Here is an 18,329-nt window from a genome sequence, read left to right on the forward strand (position 1 = left end):
CTAAATATTTACTACCCCCGATTCAGGAAACACTAGCAACTTGTAGATATTTGCCAGGTCGCTCGGTATCGGGGATATACCAGGCGGGGTTCCCTTGGGGATCTCGTCCTAATTTGGCATCAGGTTGCGGAGGACGATTGCGTAGGCTGTTATTGGTAACTTCGCGGTTTGTGACATCTATAGTCGGTACAGACAAGAAGCCAGCAGACTGCATTTCGGCAATACTTTCTTTAAACGCTGCCATTACGAAAGCCAGATCGGCTTCGGAATGTGCTGTGGTCAAGAAGCAAGGACGATGATCCCAAGTATGCACTCCCTTATCCCGCAGCAAGTAAAATAGCAAATCTCCATAGGGAAACTCTGGTGCAGACTTCACCATGAAAAGGGAGCCGAAATTATAGGCTGTAAATGGAGCCTGAACTTGCTGGAAATAACTCATGAGTTCCGCTACAAACTTATCGGTTCTTGCATTGAGATTTTGCTGCAAGCTGGGGCCACTCTGCTGTAAATGCTGAAGTACTGCTTTGGCTGCTGCTAGCGCTAGAGGATGGCGGACAAAAGTTCCGGCAAAGTAAGTCACGCCTACCTCTGGAACGGAGTCATCCCCAAACTGCCAAAACCCACCATCTAAAGCATCCATATATTGTGATTTGCCAGCAATGACTCCAATTGGTAGCCCACCGCCCACAATCTTACCGTAGGTTGCTATGTCTGCCTTGATACCGAAATGTGCTTGAGCGCCACCTGGATGAATTCTGAATCCGGTAACGATTTCATCAAAAATCAGGGCAATACCAGCTTCTTGGGTGAAATCACGCAATTGCTGGAGGAATTCCTTGGGCTGGTATTCAGGGCGACGGCTTTGCACAGATTCAACCATCACTGCTGCTAACTCATCAGCCCGATTTCTGAGGATTTCTAGAGACTCAGGAGAATCATAGTCCACCACCAAAATGTTCTCTACCATTTCCGGTGGGATACCAGGAGCAGCTGGAATTGACCGGAGTTTCTTTGTACCCCGAACAATTACTTCATCCAAAATACCGTGATAAGCTCCAGAAAAGATGGCGATTAAGTTACGTCCTGTGATGGTGCGTGCCATCCGCATCGCTCCCAGAACTGCTTCCGAACCTGTGTTGCAAAAGGCTGCTCGGTCAAAGTTGGTCAACTCACACATCAGCCGCGCCACTTCTCCAACTAAGGGAGTCTGGGGGCCAATTTCCATACCGAGTTTCAGTTGTGCTTCAATTGCTTCGGTAATGAAAGGTGGCGACCAACCAAACAAATTCAAGCCAAAGCCATTGCTTAAATCCACATATTCATTACCATCAACGTCCCAAAGTTTAGAACCTGATGAACGAGACGCTACGATGGGGTAAACCATCTCTTTCATCGTCGGGTTAAACCCAGAAACAGTTCTTGGGTCTGCCAAATAAGGGCGATGAGTTTGAGTATATTCTTTGGATTTTTTAGTCCGTTGTGTATATCTTTGGATAATTTTGTCTAGATGAGTGCGTTGTTGCGCTGTCAGAGTTTTAGTCTGGGTTTTTTCAATTCGAGCTGCCGCACCAAATGGCTTTTTAGCGCCATTTGACTCCGTGTCTACCGATGCTTGTGATTCTTTGCTGGTTTGGATTGAGGGGATAGATACAGCATTTTGTGGCTTGACACCATTATTTTGAGATGTCGCTGTAGGTACAACTGGAATTGTTACAGATTGACTATTGTTACCCAATAACGCCAATTGCTGGCTCATGATTTGTAGCTGCTGATTAATCACAGTTTCTAGGAAACTGGATGCAGCAGGTTGGGGGGAAATCTGAGATGCAGATCCATTTGTATGAACTTCATGCACTACCAAAGTGGGTGATGTGGTTGCAAGTACTGGTAATGGTGGTTCTGGAGTAGAGTCTGTAACAGTTTCTGTTAATCCTAGTGCAGATAAAGTTTCGGGAGACAAGGCTTGATTGATCAAGTCAGCCAGCGTTCCTAAATTTGGGCAAACTTCTAGTAACTGCCTAAGTGTGACCTTGACTTGAAATTTTTTCTTCAAAGCTAACCCGACTTGCGTCAGAGATAAGGAATCTAATCCCATTTCTAAAAACGTTGTCGAGTCGTCAATACTAGCAATTTCTAATCCTGAGGTTTCTTCGATAATTTCTTTGAGCAGGGGAATGAGCTTTTGCTGAGGGGATGTTGTCATAGTTTGGGACTTTTCTAATAACCGGGGATTTGAGAGTTTGGGAGTTGCTGCACGATTGGGATGAGGTGGAGGATCAATCCAGAAACGTTGGCGTTCAAAGGGATAGGTAGGCAGAGGAATTCGCTGTCGCGTTTCCCTTTGATAGAAGTTGCTCCAGTCAATAGATACTCCTGCTAGCCACAGCTGTCCTACTGCCTTGAGTAATGCTGTCCATTCGGCTTCATTCTCAGCGTTATCACCCAGAGAAGCGATCGCTATTTGTTGTTTAATATCTTTTGCTTGTTGGCGGGCTAAGGTCGTAGTTGTGATTCGTGGCCCCACCTCTAACAGTAGTCGTTCTGGCTGTTGCCATAGTGTTTGTATGCCCTCCGCAAATCGCACAGTCTGACGTAGATGAGTAGCCCAATACATCGGATCAGTTGCTTCCTGGGCTGTAATCCACTCTGCGGTAACTGTGGAAACAAAGGGAATTTGGGGTGGTGATAATTTAACCTTTCCAACTACCTCAGCAAAGGGAGCAATGATGCTATCCATCATTGGAGAGTGGAAAGCATGGGAAGTGTGTAAATAGCGACAGACAACTTCTTCGCTTTCTAATTGTTTTTGCAGAGCCACAATCGCCTTTGTGGGGCCAGAAACTACACATAGGGAAGGGCCATTAATTGCGGCGATTGCAAGTTTTGCACTCAATCGCGGCTCTAACTCTTTGGCTGGTAGGCGCACTGAGAGCATAGCCCCTCCTGGTAACTCCCACATTAAGCGACCGCGAGTTGCAACCAACATCAGCGCATCTTCTAAGGTAAATACACCCGCTATACAGGCGGCGACAAATTCACCAATACTGTGACCAATCATGGCTTGGGGCTTGACTCCCCAACTTTGCCACAGTTGCGCTAAAGCATATTCAATGACGAATAATGCTGGTTGGGTAAAGCAGGTTTGCCGCAGGGAGATAACCGCAGTTTCGCGATCGCTCGGTGCGGGATACAGTATTTCTCGTAAATCCTTGCCCAGTAGAGGTTTAAGGATTTCAGCACATCGAGCTACTACCTCCTGAAATACAGGTTCACGGTTGTAGAGATTCAGTCCCATGTTCACATATTGCGATCCTTGTCCGGGGAACATGAAGACAATGGCTGGATTGCGGATTTCTGTATGACGGGTATTTACTTGATTTGGATCTAAAGATTGGAGGGCTGCGATCGCGTCTGTGATATCGTGACAAACTATACTGCGTCGGTAGTTGAAGGCTTTGCGCCCTCGCTGTAAGGTATAAGCTACATCGGCTAAGTTAATTTCGGCATTGTACTGTAAATGCTGCTGCAAATTCGCTGTTGCAGCCTCTAAGGCTTTACTAGTTTTTGCCGAGAGTAACAATAGCTGCTGTGGGCGCGAAGCCCCTGAATTTTGGATTTGTGGCGCTTCTTCTAGTACTATATGAGCATTAGTACCACCGACACCAAAAGAACTCACACCAGCTCGTCGCGGAGTTTCACCCTCTGACCATTCAGCTAGTTTGGTATTGACATAGAAAGGGCTGTTGGCAAAGTCAATCTTGGGGTTTGGAGCCTCAAAATTTAAGCTAGGTGGAATCTTTTTATAATGCAGGGCGAGAGCGGTTTTAATTAACCCTGCTACTCCCGCCGCCGCAACTAAATGTCCGACATTGCTTTTAAGAGAGCCGATCGCACAAAATTGTTTTGCGTCTGTATGCACACGAAATGCTTGTGTCAGCGCTTCAATTTCAATCGGATCGCCTAAGGGTGTAGCTGTACCGTGAGCTTCAATATAAGAGATGGTTTCCGGGTGAAAGTTGGCATCAGCTTGCGCCATTGCAACGGCCTCTGCTTGTCCGTCTACGCTGGGAGCCGTAAAGCTTACCTTATCAGCGCCGTCATTATTGATACCAGATCCCCGAATTACAGCATAGATGCGATCGCCATTATTGAGTGCATCTTCTAAACGTTTGAGGACAACCAATCCTGCGCCATTGTTGAACATTGTGCCCTGGGCGCTGGCATCAAAGGGGCGACAATGCCCGTCCCCAGACAACATACTACCTTCTTGAGCCACATAACCGCTATTTTGGGGTGTAGTCATAGATACACCACCAGATAAAGCCAAATCACACTGATAGCTGGTTAAGGCTTGGCAAGCTTGAATGACTGCTACCAAAGAAGTGGAACAGGCTGTATTGACGCTGACAGCTGGGCCTTTGAGGTTGAGCTTGTAAGCAGCACGAGTGGTTAAAAAGTCTTTTTCATTGGCTAACATGGTTTGGAACTCACCGATGCGATCAACAATTTCCATGCGTCCAGAAATGTGGTTAGCAAAATAAGTATTTTGACCGCAACCAGCGTACAAACCAATCAAACCCTCAAAAGACTCTGATTCATAACCAGCATTTTCTAGGGCTTCATAAACCAACTCTAGGAAAACTCTACACTGTGGGTCCATAACCACAGCTTCTAGCGGATTAACGCCAAAGAAGGCAGCATCAAAGGTTTCTCCCCCAGAAATGATTCCTCTAGCTTTCACGTAGCTAGGATCTTTGCAAAGGTTCGGGTCAATACTGGGATCTAGCTCCTCATCTTCAAAAAAAGTCGTTGACTCTAATCCCTCACACAGATTGTGCCAAAACTCATCGACATTCCCAGCGCCAGGAAATCTTCCTACCATGCCAATAATGGCAACACCATCAATAGGATCTTGGTTATCAGATGCTTGCATATTCACCATTTCTTAAACACCTTGTTGATGATTACGGCGACGAGTTCTAGCGGCTTGTTGGCGTTGAGCACGATTTTGCAGCTTGTCAGAAGACGGTTGGCTATTCTGGCTTGAATGCAAATACTTTGCTAAAGAACCAATCGTTGAATACTGAAATAACTTCACAGCCGATAGCTCAATACCAAGTTCCTGTTGCACTCGCACAGCAACTTGCAGAATTGAGATTGAAGTTCCTCCCAAATCAAAGAAATTATCATCAATCCCAACGCGATCGATTTTGAGTAGTTCGGACAAAATACCTGCAAGCAGACGCTCTAAATCAGTTTGGGGAGCAATGTACGCTTGTTCTAGTTGCGGACGTTCTCTACTTGGTGCTGGCAATTTATGTCTATCAACTTTGCCATTTGCAGTCAAAGGGAGTGACTCTAACATCACAAACGCTGATGGCACCATGTAATTAGGTAATCGCCCTTGTAAGAAGCTACGCAATTTATTGTGCGTGTATCTACTGTTATAGTGAGGAACAACATAACCTGTCAACTGTTTTTCACCTATTTCATCCTGACGAGCTAAAACAACAATTTCGCGAACGTCAGGATGTTGTGCAATTTCACGTTCAATTTCCCCTAGTTCAATTCGGAAACCGCGAATTTTTACCTGATTGTCAACCCGACCTAAGAACTCGATATTGCCATCGGGAAGATAACGAGCTAAATCTCCAGTCTTGTAAAGGCGAGTTGCTAAATTACTATCCAAGGAGTGAAAAATAAATTTTTCGGCAGTCAAGTCAGGACGGTTCAAATAGCCTCTAGATAATCCATCACCACCAATGTAAATTTCGCCAATTTCTCCAATTGATATTGGTTGTAGGTTGTTATCTAATATATAAACTTGGGTATTAGCAATTGGGCGACCAATAGGAATAGAAACATCTAGTTGCAGTGGCACTGTTATAGGATGGCAGCAGGTAAAAGTTGTATTCTCAGTTGGACCATAGCCATTAATTAGCTGACAGTTCTCTACTGTTTGGAGAAACTTCTGCACATGGGCAACAGATAAGACATCGCCACCGGCTAAAAGTTGACGCAAGGGTTTTAAAGCATCAATTTTCTCATCCACTATCAGGTGGAATAAACCGGCTGTCAGCCAAAGAGTAGTAACGTGATATTGTTGAATAATCTGCCCTAATTCTTCTAAGGATAGTGTATGAGGAGGGCAAACTATTAGTCGACCACCGTTAAGTAAGCAACCCCAAATTTCAAAAGTTGAAGCATCGAAGGAAATAGGAGCAAGTTGCAAAATTATTTCTTCCTCTGTGAGGTGAACATAATTAGTTTTTTTGACTAACCTAACTACACCACGATGGATAACGCTAACACCTTTGGGTGTACCTGTAGAACCTGAGGTATACATGACATAAGCCAAGTTATCAGCAGTGAAGCTAGTGCTTAGATTCTCTTTTTTATTTTTGGCGATTCCATTCCAATCTGCATCTAGGCAAATTACAAATGCTGTATGAGTTGGTAATTTGCCAACTAGTTCTTTTTGAGTTAATAGTACTGATACCTGAGTATCAGAGAGCATGAAAGCTAAACGTTCTTGTGGATACCCTGGCTCTAGTGGCACATAAGCTCCACCTGCTTTGAGGATAGCTAAAAGTGCTACAACCATTTCTAAGGAGCGCTCTATGCAAATTCCTACAAGAATTTCTGTTCCTACCCCTAGCGATTGCAGATGTCGTGCTAGTTGATTAGCACGACTATTCAAACCTCTATAAGTGAGATGCTGATTATTAAAGATTAGTGCTACAGCATCAGGTGTTTTATCTACTTGTGCTTCAAACAACTGATGAATACACGCTTGTCGAGGATAATCAGTTTGAGTATAATTCAAATCGAATAGTAGGTGATTTTTGGATTCTTTCAAGATAGATAATGTTTGATTATTTGGTTTTAAGTTATTTTCTGATAATGAAGCTTGACACTGAGTTACCAGCAATTAATTTTTATTTTGCTCCAATGAATTAGTTATTAATTTCATGTTTTTTCCGTAAAAAATATATTTTTGGCAAAACGTGGTTTTTTTTAAGTAGTGTTGCATTTGTAATTCAACTAATTTATGGGTTAGTGATGCAGTTAATATAACTACTAACATATACATAATCACAATGATTGTTCAGTGATAAATATTAAAGGTTGTTCCAAAGTTTAAATAAAAGATACTTTTGTATATTAACGATATAGACTTCTGCATAAATCAGTGAACTATGTAAATTGAGTAATATATTGTTTGGAGATAAATGAGTAACGAGGAATTTAGTAAATTTAAGATGAGCTTGTTATTTTTCGTATTTGTAGAAACAGATAAAATTAAAATTCAAAAACCTGAAATTATCAATATATCCTAATAATCATAATACATAACAATTATTACCCATAATAATGATAAAACTACAGTAAAATTAAAGCTTAGATATTTCCGATAATTACTACTACAGTAGACTTTATAAATAAGAACCCCGATTATCGTTTCTAGGGTGCATCTACCTATTGAAGTATACCTAAAAAATTCAGATGTCCATAGATGAATTTTATTAATAAAAGTAAATATATTAAAGAACTTAGATAAATCCCTAAATCACATATTTTTGGAAGCTTCACTAAAAAAATAAAGGTAATAGCATGTATGCAATCCACTCTGCACTGATTGACCATGCAGGCTCATTCCAATATGTACTATCCCCAAATAATGGCGGAGAATTTAAGTCTAAGGCTTGAATCATAAAAATGTTACTAAAAAGAGCAACAATGTTTTGAGTACCAGGAAATGGAAGAGAAGGTTGGTTAGCAGCGTCAAAAATTGATTTATTTTTAAATAATAAAAACCCTAGCTTTAAAAATTCAACTCCTAAAAACAACAGAATCATGAATATATGTAAAGGATAAATTTTAGTAAATCTTGAATATAAAAATTTCTGATAGTTCGAGATGCTAACTTTTGTTGTAAAATTCTCAGCCTAAACATGAGTTAAAATAAAACCGCTCAAAAGAAAGAAGAAGTCAATACATAAATATCCATTAAAAAAAATTACTATATGAAGTTACACTTTTACCTAAATTAGGTATGAAATACCCAATATAGCGGCAAGACCATGCAAGGATGTTAAAGCTTTTATATGTTTAAGCATTAGTATTTTTACTTACAATTTATAGTTCAATACGGTTCAGTTAGCGCCAAAAGCCTTAAACTGCGTAGGTTGGGTTGAGGAACGAAACTCAACATTTCCGAAGTTTTGTTGGGTTGCGCTTTGCTTAACACAACCTACAATTTTTCTTAAATGAACAATATTGATTTATAGTTCCGTTGTTAGCTTTAAATTTATATTAAAAAACTCATTTCACAATAAACTAGGCTACAATCCTACGATGTTTGTATGAAAGGACACTGACTTTAAGATTTGGTTTTCTCATTCTGACTTATTTTCTCAAAATCGTAGTTATTTTCAATACATCTTCATTGAAAATTAAAACTTTAGAGATGGTTTGCAATGGGAGTATTAACTCTACGTTCGCTGATTTTGAGATGGCAAGAGGAATTAAAAGCTTGAGGGGAAAGGAATAGGGCGATTTTTCAATCCAATCCCATTACTAACACATTTCCCAGTAGTGTGGAGAACAGCGATGCCTAATTTAATCAGAAATTCTCTCAGCTATGGCAAATCCCTGCGGCACTGATTCAAGCAGGGAGCGATCGCCAACTTGTGGGATGGGTACTAGACAAACTAGTAAATCCAGACGAATTCTGGCTAAGGTGGAGTATCTTTACCAGCATCCAGAGGAAAGCAGCCGTGATGAAATTTTCCTCAAGTCTGGAAAGATTTTTGAGCGCTATTCTGCACCCGTGCGTAAACAGGAAGGGGCTTGTGATGATATTTGACCCCTTCTTTACCACCAAGCCCATCGACAAAGGTACAGGGATAGGACTTGCCATCAACTATCAGATCATTACAGAAAGACATGGCAGTTCTTTAGAATGTATTTCGCAGTCAGGACAAGGGGCTAAGTTTGTGATTAACATTCCCCTGATCCAGGATACGTCAACATAATTTGTAATTATTTTGTCAGTTAAATACCTCTACTTCTTGAGGAACCTTCATTTGGTCGAAAATTCGCCAGATTTCTTGTAACATCGGCTCTAACCCGGTGCGGGTAACTGCTGAAATCACAAAAATCGGCGCATAGGAGAGATGATTAAGTTGGGTGGCTAACGCCTCCAAATCGACAGTTTCCCGATCAACTGCATCAATTTTGTTCAGCGCCAAAATTTGCGGACGTTCTGCTAAACCCCGTCCATAAGCTTTTAATTCTTCCTTAATTGTGTTATAATCTCTAACCACATCATCACTAGTGGCATCAATCAAGTGAAGTAGCACTCGCGTGCGCTCAATATGTCGCAAGAAATCGTGTCCCAGCCCTGCACCGTGAGCCGCTCCCTCAATTAATCCGGGAATGTCGGCGAAAACAGTACCATCACCAGTAGGTTTACGCACTACACCCAAATTTGGGATGAGGGTAGTGAAAGGGTAGTCTGCAATTTTTGGACGTGCTGCTGATAAAGATGAAATTAGAGTGGATTTACCAGCATTTGGTAAGCCAATAATCCCCACTTCTGCCAAAAGCTTCAACTCTAGGCGCAACTGCTTTATTTCCCCTGGTAATCCTGGGAGAGCGTATTCTGGGGCGCGGTTACGGTTACTCAAGAAATGCTGATTTCCCAGTCCACCTTTACCACCTTGGGCAATCAGCAAAGTCTGCTTAGGCTCAGTTAAATCGCCTAGCAATTCGCCAGTTTCAGCATCATAAATGGTTGTACCACAGGGAACTTCGATGATTAAATCCTTTCCTGCTGCTCCAGTGCAGTTATTTGGCCCACCACGAGTGCCTTTTTCTGCCTGAAAGCGATGGTTATATCTGAAGTCCAGCAAGGTTTGCAGGTTTTCGTCGGCAACGAAAAATACCGAACCGCCTCTTCCCCCATTACCACCAGAGGGGCCACCAGTCGGCACGTATTTTTCTCGCCGGAAGGCGACAATACCATCGCCGCCCTTACCAGCTTCAACTTCAATTTTTGCTTGGTCGATAAATTGCATATTTAAGTAATAGTGAGAAGTGAGGAGTTAGGAGTTAGGAGTTAAAAATTATAGCTCCTCACTCTCCACTTTAACTAAATATATGGTGAAACATCTTCACCACATTTATCTGCCAAATAAGAGAGGGCGCGGAAACGTAAGCCCACCAGTTGCTCATACAAGGGGTTGATTTTACACATCGGCGGTATGTGGACAATCTTTCGTCCAAATAAAGTGACATCCCGCTCAAATGGACACTGGGAGGGAATCATTTTACACAAAAAGCGGGCTACTCTTGGGTCTTGGATATCTAGCCTATCCAGCCAGTCGCGCAAGGGGTGTAGTGCATCAATTTGACGCTTTGTAAGCCCAGTGCTAGCGATAGTGGGGGTAAGCTGTGGGTGTTCTAGGGTGTGGCGAAGGGCTTCTAGTAAATTCTCTGGCTGTTCTAAGGCTTGGCAGAACTGATGTAGAACCTGATCTTCGCTGGGAGAATAAGTACCATCTGCGATCGCTACCATGATCGCTGTCCTTAAGAAATTTTCCGATGCTGGCGTACCTTTACCCAAGACTGCGGCTAATTCTTCTGGTGTAATTACCTCTAGTGAGTCCCATTTAATTTTAGGAGCTAATTCATTTTTGGTGATGCTGGCAATTAATTCCTGTTCTTGGGCATCAAAATTACCATCTGCCCAAGCAATGGTGAGCAGCCCACGCAACCAAGCGGCAATCTGTTGGTTGCTGTAGGGGGATTGAACGGTACTTGTCATAAACTCACGTCTCAAGCTTTCCTCAGTCACTACTAAGCTACCCTACCCAGCGACTAGGAAGATAGTGGGGGCAATACAGAATAATCAAGAAAGTGCGTAGGCGTAGCCAGCCGTAGGCATCGCTCTCTTAAGAAATAAACCAGAGAAGTTTTCAAATCCCAATAGTCGGTCTTCAGGTAAAATCCATTTTAGACTAATCTTGATAATTATTTCTATTTAGGCTGAAAAAGGGGATTTAATCTGTGTTGTGGAGGTATTCATGAATAAAACCAAAGTTCACCTTGGCATCATTCAAGAAACACTAGTAATTCTCCTCTGGGCTAGAGTTTATGAGCTTCAGGTAGCAGATCCAATTATAGTAGATCCTAAATCATCTGAGATTCTTGCAACGAACGCTTACGAATTTGATTAACTTACTACTGCAAAATCTTCTCAAATAAGCTGTTGTTAACGAGAAACTATCCTCGACAACTGGGTACGCACCTACTTCAATAAACAATAAAGGTATACATAATGTTTTTATTTGGCATTGAGCATGAAGTCGCTTTCTTAAACAAAGAAGGCAAGTTTGCTGATTTTTCTCATACAAAATTTGCTGATTTAAATCAAATTATTGAAAGGCTACCTACATACCCCAGCGATTATCCTCAACTGCGGGTTGGGGATGCGGGTATTAAGATGAAAAGATGGTATATTGAAGGATTTGAAAGATTTGTAGATTCCGACAAGGTGATAGACTGTCATGCTAAAGGTATCGAAATTAGAACGACTATACATTCTGATATTCAAGGCGCTATTAGTGAATTGTCAGAAAGTTTTCACTTGCTAAGTGAGGTTGCTGCTGACTTTGGTTTATCACCAGTTTTAGTTAGTTTTAATCCCTACAATCCGGTTTTTGAGCCTCAACCCCCATTAAACGATTATGAAATAAAACAGCTAGAGGCTTATCCTGACGAACAAACTGCTAATATTCACATGGTGTCATACGGCCCAGATTTAAATATTTCAATGGCAAATTTGTCTACTGAAGATGTGATTGATGTTGGCAAAAAGTTAACTTATTACAGTCCCTATATCGTCCCTTTTAGTTATAGTTCCCCTTTTTATAAGGGAGGATTATGGGATGGTTTATCGGTACGAACATTTATCAGAACCGGAAAAAGACCAGCAGCCCTGGTTTTTATTCAGAAACAAGAACAACTGATTAATAGTATACCTTCCTTGACAAAAATCGCCCGCATTCCGGCTGAAGTGGGACGCATTGAATTTAAGGCTTGTGATAGTTGTGATAACTTTTTAACCTATGCAGCTTTACTGGCATTCTTGAAAGGTTTGGTGTTAGATGAAACCTTGCTTGGTAGAGCAACTATACCCGATGCAGCATTACACCAACTTTCTGCAAAAGAAGGGTTTGACAACGAGGATATCTTTGGGAATGCGACAAAAGTATTGCAAGCAGCCGAAGTTGCTTTAGGAGATGACCCAGATGTTCATTATTTAACGCCGTTAAAAGTACTGCTGGCGAAGCGAAAAACAAGATCCCATGAATTAATAGAAATGTTCCATCGCCTAGGTTCAATAGAAAAAGTAATAAGACAGACTTATCAATTTAATTGAGAATTTACATCATTACTTTGAAGTTTATCTAGTAAAAGTAACAATTCGTCTTGTGTAATTAACTCGTTTAATGCTGATGCAGCTTCAGTACGAATATCTGTATATACGTATTGTTCTGGTGTAGAATGACCGGGAATGACTGTGGTATTCACTCCATCCATACCCATTGCGATCGCACCACTGCGACAGATGTTAGCCTTTTCTAAAATCAGCACATCTGTATTAGGATTCGCTTGCTTTGCCTTGATACCTGCCGTCGATATACCTAGAGACTGATTTTATTACGACTATAGATATAGGAAATTTCATTCTGGAGATTGATGTAGGCATTAGCATTTTCATAGTAAAAGTAAAAACAGTGAACCTTGAGAGAAGATTGTTAATAAAAAATGTAATGATTTTGCTAAAGAATTAAGGTGGTATTTGCTTATTATCCCTTATTAGTTTCGATGCAGAAATCCAAAGACAATTTCTTCGCCAGGTTCGTTTATAAAGAACTTCCAGATTGAAGCGGAGCTTGCTATTTTTGCTTTTTACCAAATAAGGTGTGAGTTTCCGCTATCTTAGTGAAAGTTCTGCGTTTTTAAAACTGTTATCGAGGATTTTAAATGAAAAAGATTGCTTCTGTTTTATCTATCTTAAGTCCAGTACGCTTCCTAGTTGTGGCTTTTACTTGCGCCTTACTATTGTTATCTAGTGCTTTTCCTGCTTTTGCGATCGATAGCTATCAAAGTGACCCTACCGAAGCTACTACACAACTGCTTGACATTCAGCGCAAAACTGATGAAGCCGCTAAAGAACCACCAGAAGGATTGGAAAAGACTCAAAAAGAGGCTAACGAAGGACTAAATGAGGTTCAAGGAGCTGCTGATATTGACAAGCAGAAGCGTCCAGAAAATTCCCAGGCTGCAACATCTGTGGAAGAAAATATAAAGAATGTGTTGGATAAAGTTACAGGTAAAAAATAGATTAATAGTCCTGGTAATTTTCCGCTAGTAATGGGTGATTGCGTAAAAGCAGTCACCCATTACTAATTAGTATTGTTATGGAGACCACAATTTAATTATAAAAATATGTTCACCCTGAGCATCTATGGTTCAACTGGATTTGCATAGTTTTGATTAAAAATATCTTAATTGATAATTATATTTAGTATATCTTATTGTTATAGCCGAAAAAATCAATAAAGTTCGCTAATTACTAGAATATTGGCTTAATACTACCTATTAAGGCATAGGCACAATTATCAATGGGTTAATTAATTAAAGCTGACAATGTTTCCTTTGGTTGATGTGGATTATGGTAAAAATTTGAGAAGTTAGTAGATAAGTTTGCTTAGGGATGGAAAACAATGCGTTCGATAAACATTGGTTTGACTGAAGAACAGCGTCAAGGTGTAATTAATCTGTTAAATCAAGATTTGGCAGATGCTTATCTACTGTTGGTGAAAACCAAAAAGTATCACTGGGATGTAGTTGGCCCTCAGTTCCGCTCTTTGCATCAGCTTTGGGAAGAACACTACCAAAAGCTAACTCTAAATATTGATGCGTTGGCAGAGCGGGTTCGTGCTTTGGGCGGTTTCCCAGTTGGCACGTTGGAAGGATTCCTCAAGATTGCTAGCCTTAAGGAACATGCTGGTAGTGTTCCCACAGCAACAGGGATGGTAGCTAATCTAGTGGATGATCACGAGCAGGTTATTCGCAACTTAAGAGACCATGTGGATCAGTCTGGTGAACAGTTCCACGATCAGGGAACTGCTGACTTTTTAACTGGACTGCTGGAACAGCATGAGGAAATAGCTTGGATGCTGCGTTCATTTATTGAAGGGGAAGCACTAGACGCAGATGGTAGAAAGCCAGCAGAAGGCGCCAAGACTCCTGTAAGTGTGTAGCTCATAAGTCACCACTTAAGGATGGCTGACTGTCAAACTAATTGAGGGAGGATTGATTCCTCCCTCAACTCGTGTGATAAGGATTAATCTGCCTGCATCTACCTATTCACTATATTCATTGCAAAAACAACATAATACCAGGAGTTTTTAAGTGTCAGAAGTATATCAAGCAGAACGTACTATCTCTGCTGTATTTAAAGAACAGAAGCAAATTGATGATTTGATTCGGCGTTTACTAGACAGGGGTGTGCCTAGAGATCATATTTCGGTCATGGGCAGAAACTTCCAGTCGGAAACTAGAATTGCTGGCTTTATTAGTAAAAAGGATGTGATTCTGGGAGGTTTGAGAACAGGGGCAGTTTTTGGTTCCTTGTTTGGTTCCTTTCTCAGCTTGCTCACGGGTGTAGGCGTACTATTTATTCCTTTTGTTGGTTCAATCGTGGCAGCAGGGCCTATTGGTGCAGTGCTGTTGGGGGCTGCCAGTGGAGCGATCGCAGGTAGTGCAGGTGCTGGTCTAGTATCGGTTCTAACTACTTTGGGGATGCCAGAAGATAAAGCGGCTATCTACCAAACCCGCTTACAAGCTGGTGAGTTCTTAGTGATGGCAGAAGTACCGAGCGATCGCACTGGCGAATTTCAATTGTTGCTCGAAAGTGCTGGAGGTGAAGAAATTCACACAATTGAAAAAACTTTTGCTCGCCCTTGTCCTGGACAGTGCAACAGCCCACAAGACTTGTCTCCTGAGGTTCGCGCTCATCTTTCTGATGAAGCTCAAGGCACATTCATTGAGCGCTATAATACTGTTTTCAATGAGAAAAATGACGAGTTCACTGCTGAACAAGCCGCTTGGGAGTCTGTTCATCAGCAATATGATGAAGATGAAAACGGCGTTTGGTCAAAAGCTAAGGTTAAAGCTTAAAGATTTTCAAAAAATAAATTATCTAATTTTATCGGGTGGGTAATCCTACCAGATTTTTTTTAGTTAAGGGCGGACGAGATGCCCACCCTACAAGCAGATGAATATAGATACTCGTGGGACACGGCATTGCCGTGTCCCTAACCGTGAGCATCGCTATATCTGCGGTTTTAAATCTTTATTAGGGCAATTTATAGCTACCAACACGCAGATTTAATTGACCTTGGTGCGGGTTTTGGCTGAATATAAATGCACCTTCTTCAGTTTCCCCACTAGATAAAAAATCGATCTGTTGCTCTCCTGTTTCTGTAACTTTACCGTTAATTAGTAACTCAGCCATAATTTGAACTGACTCGGCTGTGTCTCCTCCACTATTGACAACTTCAAAGGGAACATAAAATTGCCCATTAATTTCCCGAATTGTTTGTTTTTTGCTGACAGAAAGGATGGGAGGTTGATTCTTTTCGTTTAGCCAAGTGTAGCCTACCAGACTCACAATGATTGCTAGGATAAGTGAGGCAACGCTGAATGTTACCCACTCAGCTATTGAGCGTGATGGTTGTTCTGTTTTAGTCATATTGCTAACCTTCCGGCTGCACCGCCAATAGTTGCAGGTAAACCCAGCATCAAGGTGTGATCTAACCACATTGTCCAAGGGTCGCTAAAAGTTAACTTTTGAAAGAACCACAGCATAAAAGCGCTTGCTAGCAGTGATACTAGGTAGGACATAATGGTTTCGCTCGATGGTCGTTGGAAAATTCCCTTTTGCTGTTTCCGCTTTTGCTGGTCAGAAAAGCCAGCCTGAAATACAATGCCATAAGAAATTAGCAAAGATGTGGCGATCATTGCCAACTGCCAAGGTGGCGAGGCTGCGGCTGCAAGCATAGGAATTTCATCTGTTGGAGCAATGTTAAATGCAATTATGGTTGCACCAATTAGGGTTCCACCCACATCGGCAAAGGTGGCTTGTAACTCATCCTCTTTGTTCTTGGTTGTGCTGTTTACCTGATCGCTTGCTTGTGCTTCTGCATTGCTATTTCTAGTATCTCCTAAAAGCTGGTTGGCTAATGCTACACCGAGAGTGAAAGGCACACTTTCAAAGATGATTTTACCTAAAGATTCCTTTAGGGAAGTTTCTAGGGTCAATTCTCGCAATAGTAGCAGTACAAAGGCAGAGCAAGCTAGTCCGATCGCGATCACTTCTATAGTATCCATTGCGGCTTGAGGAGTTAGCCAGCTATATCTGGGTTTCCGAAAGCCTTCTGTCTGATTGAGCAAGTAAACCACAATAAACATGAATGCGATCGCCATCATCATCAGTTGTGGTTTTACCAATGATCCAATCCACCAGACCTCCATTGTGTACAGTAAAGGTATACCAAATAAAAAACCTCCGCAAGCACCGCGAATGATGTCATTAATCTCACTCCTCCATACATTTTTTTGACGTTTTGTTGTCACTCCTTTACTTTCCTTTTATTGAAAATTTCCTTTGACTTATACTAATTCTCTATGAAAATGCATATAGCAGCCCTAAATCCTTTTAAAGAAACCGGGGATCTGGACACCGCAAATTTATAATATTTTTATATTTTTGAAAGTGGGTGTTCTGTCGCACTTCGTATCTATCTTAAGATACATAATCTACTAAATTATTGTATCGGTTGATGGAAGTCCAAAATAATACACTACTGTTAGTTTATGTAATAGCTGAATCAACTACAAGCTGGAAATAAAAACCATGAGTGCCGAAAAAAGAGTAGAAGCTACTGCAAAAAATATTGAAGGGAAAATTCAAGAGGTTGTGGGTGAAATAACTGGCAATCCACAAGATAAAGCTGAAGGACAAACAAAGCAAGCCCAAGCCCAAGCTACTCACACTGTAGAAAACATTAAAGACGAACTTAAGAAAGCTTTAGATTAATTTAGTTTTTGCAGTGTAAATAGAAATACTAGACTAGCGATGATTCATGACTCATAGTCTAACATTAATTACTCCACTTACTTTGAGAAAGTGGAGTTTTTGTGTCGGCTTCTTTTGAAATACATCTAAGATGGGAAAATATCAAAAATTATTGGGAGGAATCAATCGTCATGACTGTTATTCTTGCTAAGTGGACGATTGACGAATATCACCGCATGATTGATGCTGGCATTTTGAGCGATCGCAAAGTAGAACTACTTAAGGGAGAAATTGTCGAAATGTCGCCGGAAGGGGAACCCCATGCTTATTGTAGTGATGAATCTGGTGAGTATCTAGCAAAGTTATTGGCTGAACGCGCCAAAATTCGTCATGCCAAGCCTATCACATTACCCAACGACTCGGAACCAGAACCAGATATTGCCATTGTCCAACGTTTAGGACGCGAGTATCGAGTGCATCATCCCTATCCAGAAAATATTTTCTGGTTGATTGAGTATGCTAACTCTAGTTTAGAAAAAGATTTAGAGAGAAAAAGCAAAATCTACGCCGAAGCAGGTATTTTAGAGTATTGGGTTGTCAATCTCAAAAAGCTACACTTAGTGGTGTTTCGAGAAATCTTAGACGGAGAGTATGCGACAAAATTGACATTGACTACGGGAACAATTACACCTCTGGCATTTCCAGATGTTTCTGTTGTGGTGGAACAGATTATTAACAGTTAAGATAATTAAAATAAAAAGTCAAAATACAATAAAAAACTTTAAAAAACTTTAATTTAACCTGAGTTTGATAAACCTCTCCCTGCCTTGAACTTTCGTTCAAGTTTGTCCCTCTCCAGGGCAAAAGCATCTAAATTAATCTTGATCACAGCCAGCGTTAAGAACCAACGAGAAAATCAGCATTTTTCGTTTGATTCACTTTCTAAGCCCCAAAGCGATGTCTACAAGGGGCTACGCTTACGCTTAAATTTTTATCAATAAACAAAGCTTGATGAGATAATTTTAGATTCTATTGATATGATAAAAAACTGTTCTTATTGACATGATGCGCCCACTCTGGCTATTTTCCAATACTGTTTCTATAACTAAAGTTTAGCCGGGAGCAACGCGATTTGGTGAGGTAGGATCAAAAACCAGCGATCGCTAAAAAT

The 18,329-nt window shown here is 41.1% G+C and carries 16 protein-coding genes and 1 pseudogene; 9 read left to right on the forward strand and 8 right to left on the reverse strand.

Going from position 1 to position 18,329, the window contains the following annotated elements; translation table 11 throughout:
* Positions 1-22 precede the first annotated feature (22 nt).
* From ACFE90_RS04990 to ACFE90_RS05000, 3 genes are all read right to left on the reverse strand, one after another.
* The gene (locus ACFE90_RS04990) at positions 23-4,933 is read right to left on the reverse strand and encodes an aminotransferase class III-fold pyridoxal phosphate-dependent enzyme (protein ID WP_375498303.1); all 4,911 of its coding nucleotides are present in this window, start codon (positions 4,931-4,933) and stop codon (positions 23-25) included.
* 12 nt (positions 4,934-4,945) lie between these two features.
* Entirely contained in the window at positions 4,946-6,859 is a 1,914-nt protein-coding gene (locus ACFE90_RS04995; RefSeq protein WP_375498305.1) for an amino acid adenylation domain-containing protein, read from the reverse strand.
* A gap of 733 nt (positions 6,860-7,592) precedes the next feature.
* Positions 7,593-7,859, reverse strand: a complete 267-nt coding sequence (locus ACFE90_RS05000) for a hypothetical protein (protein WP_375498307.1) — start codon at positions 7,857-7,859, stop codon at positions 7,593-7,595.
* A 785-nt stretch (positions 7,860-8,644) separates the two neighbouring features.
* Here ACFE90_RS05000 and ACFE90_RS05005 point away from each other — a divergent pair.
* Positions 8,645-8,869 carry a hypothetical protein gene (locus ACFE90_RS05005; protein WP_375498309.1) on the forward strand — a complete coding sequence of 75 codons (225 nt, stop codon included), beginning with the start codon at positions 8,645-8,647 and terminating at the stop codon, positions 8,867-8,869.
* Positions 8,862-9,038 (forward strand): annotated as a pseudogene (locus ACFE90_RS05010) (ATP-binding protein); the annotation flags it as partial. The gene ACFE90_RS05005 and the pseudogene ACFE90_RS05010, both read left to right, overlap by 8 nt.
* A 15-nt stretch (positions 9,039-9,053) precedes the next feature.
* Here the strand turns inward: ACFE90_RS05010 and obgE are convergent.
* On the reverse strand, positions 9,054-10,082 hold the full coding sequence (gene obgE / locus ACFE90_RS05015; RefSeq protein ID WP_375498311.1) for a GTPase ObgE: 1,029 nt from the start codon (positions 10,080-10,082) through the stop codon (positions 9,054-9,056).
* Between the two features lie 74 nt (positions 10,083-10,156).
* Positions 10,157-10,831: a Mo-dependent nitrogenase C-terminal domain-containing protein gene (locus ACFE90_RS05020; protein ID WP_375498313.1), complete on the reverse strand. Its 675-nt coding sequence runs from the start codon at positions 10,829-10,831 to the stop codon at positions 10,157-10,159.
* Between the two features lie 259 nt (positions 10,832-11,090).
* Between ACFE90_RS05020 and ACFE90_RS05025 the strand changes: the two genes are divergently transcribed.
* The gene (locus ACFE90_RS05025; RefSeq protein ID WP_375498315.1) at positions 11,091-11,243 is read left to right on the forward strand and encodes a hypothetical protein; all 153 of its coding nucleotides are present in this window, start codon (positions 11,091-11,093) and stop codon (positions 11,241-11,243) included.
* A 101-nt stretch (positions 11,244-11,344) separates the two neighbouring features.
* Entirely contained in the window at positions 11,345-12,448 is a 1,104-nt protein-coding gene (locus ACFE90_RS05030) for a glutamate--cysteine ligase (RefSeq protein ID WP_375498317.1), read from the forward strand.
* On the opposite strand, the gene ACFE90_RS05035 is transcribed toward ACFE90_RS05030, so the two are convergent.
* Positions 12,436-12,663, reverse strand: a complete 228-nt coding sequence (locus ACFE90_RS05035) for a hypothetical protein (protein WP_375498319.1) — start codon at positions 12,661-12,663, stop codon at positions 12,436-12,438. The two genes, ACFE90_RS05030 and ACFE90_RS05035, sit on opposite strands and share 13 nt — an antisense overlap.
* Before the next feature lie 393 nt (positions 12,664-13,056).
* On the opposite strand from ACFE90_RS05035, the gene ACFE90_RS05040 reads away from it, so the two are divergent.
* The 3 genes from ACFE90_RS05040 (at position 13,057) to ACFE90_RS05050 (ending at position 15,258) form a co-directional block, all read left to right on the forward strand.
* Positions 13,057-13,416, forward strand: coding sequence for a hypothetical protein (locus ACFE90_RS05040; RefSeq protein ID WP_375498321.1), 360 nt, complete (start codon positions 13,057-13,059; stop codon positions 13,414-13,416).
* A 383-nt stretch (positions 13,417-13,799) separates the two neighbouring features.
* Positions 13,800-14,339: a Dps family protein gene (locus ACFE90_RS05045; RefSeq protein ID WP_375498323.1), complete on the forward strand. Its 540-nt coding sequence runs from the start codon at positions 13,800-13,802 to the stop codon at positions 14,337-14,339.
* Positions 14,340-14,490: 151 nt separating this feature from the next.
* Positions 14,491-15,258 (forward strand): ChaB family protein, encoded by a 768-nt coding sequence (locus tag ACFE90_RS05050; protein WP_375498325.1) that lies wholly within the window; start codon positions 14,491-14,493, stop codon positions 15,256-15,258.
* Between the two features lie 178 nt (positions 15,259-15,436).
* Here the strand turns inward: ACFE90_RS05050 and ACFE90_RS05055 are convergent, their stop codons facing one another.
* Complete coding sequence (locus ACFE90_RS05055; protein ID WP_375498327.1) at positions 15,437-15,832, reverse strand: TIGR02588 family protein; 396 nt, start codon at positions 15,830-15,832, stop codon at positions 15,437-15,439.
* A complete protein-coding gene (locus ACFE90_RS05060) occupies positions 15,829-16,716 on the reverse strand; it encodes a TIGR02587 family membrane protein (protein WP_375498329.1) in 888 nt (295 codons plus the stop codon). Before ACFE90_RS05060 ends, ACFE90_RS05055 begins: the two co-directional genes overlap by 4 nt.
* Positions 16,717-16,996: 280 nt before the next feature.
* Here ACFE90_RS05060 and ACFE90_RS05065 point away from each other — a divergent pair, with 280 nt between their 5' ends.
* Complete coding sequence (locus ACFE90_RS05065) at positions 16,997-17,179, forward strand: CsbD family protein (protein ID WP_100901031.1); 183 nt, start codon at positions 16,997-16,999, stop codon at positions 17,177-17,179.
* Between the two features lie 170 nt (positions 17,180-17,349).
* A complete protein-coding gene (locus ACFE90_RS05070) occupies positions 17,350-17,901 on the forward strand; it encodes a Uma2 family endonuclease (RefSeq protein WP_375498331.1) in 552 nt (183 codons plus the stop codon).
* The last annotated feature ends 428 nt before the right edge of the window (positions 17,902-18,329 follow it).

This window comes from uncultured Nostoc sp. (assembly GCF_964245445.1).
Lineage (GTDB): Bacteria > Cyanobacteriota > Cyanobacteriia > Cyanobacteriales > Nostocaceae > Nostoc.

What these genes read in the sequence shown, in the direction of transcription:
- ACFE90_RS05055 (WP_375498327.1), bottom strand. Translation starts at nt 15,832, where the DNA reads ATGACTAAAACAGAACAACCATCACGCTCAATAGCTGAGTGGGTAACA.
- ACFE90_RS05045 (WP_375498323.1), top strand. Translation starts at nt 13,800, where the DNA reads ATGCGTTCGATAAACATTGGTTTGACTGAAGAACAGCGTCAAGGTGTA.
- ACFE90_RS05025 (WP_375498315.1), top strand. Translation starts at nt 11,091, where the DNA reads ATGAATAAAACCAAAGTTCACCTTGGCATCATTCAAGAAACACTAGTA.
- ACFE90_RS04990 (WP_375498303.1), bottom strand. Translation starts at nt 4,933, where the DNA reads ATGCAAGCATCTGATAACCAAGATCCTATTGATGGTGTTGCCATTATT.
- ACFE90_RS05020 (WP_375498313.1), bottom strand. Translation starts at nt 10,831, where the DNA reads ATGACAAGTACCGTTCAATCCCCCTACAGCAACCAACAGATTGCCGCT.
- ACFE90_RS05000 (WP_375498307.1), bottom strand. Translation starts at nt 7,859, where the DNA reads ATGATTCTGTTGTTTTTAGGAGTTGAATTTTTAAAGCTAGGGTTTTTA.
- ACFE90_RS05040 (WP_375498321.1), top strand. Translation starts at nt 13,057, where the DNA reads ATGAAAAAGATTGCTTCTGTTTTATCTATCTTAAGTCCAGTACGCTTC.
- ACFE90_RS05070 (WP_375498331.1), top strand. Translation starts at nt 17,350, where the DNA reads ATGACTGTTATTCTTGCTAAGTGGACGATTGACGAATATCACCGCATG.
- ACFE90_RS05065 (WP_100901031.1), top strand. Translation starts at nt 16,997, where the DNA reads ATGAGTGCCGAAAAAAGAGTAGAAGCTACTGCAAAAAATATTGAAGGG.
- obgE (WP_375498311.1), bottom strand. Translation starts at nt 10,082, where the DNA reads ATGCAATTTATCGACCAAGCAAAAATTGAAGTTGAAGCTGGTAAGGGC.
- ACFE90_RS05030 (WP_375498317.1), top strand. Translation starts at nt 11,345, where the DNA reads ATGTTTTTATTTGGCATTGAGCATGAAGTCGCTTTCTTAAACAAAGAA.
- ACFE90_RS05005 (WP_375498309.1), top strand. Translation starts at nt 8,645, where the DNA reads ATGGCAAATCCCTGCGGCACTGATTCAAGCAGGGAGCGATCGCCAACT.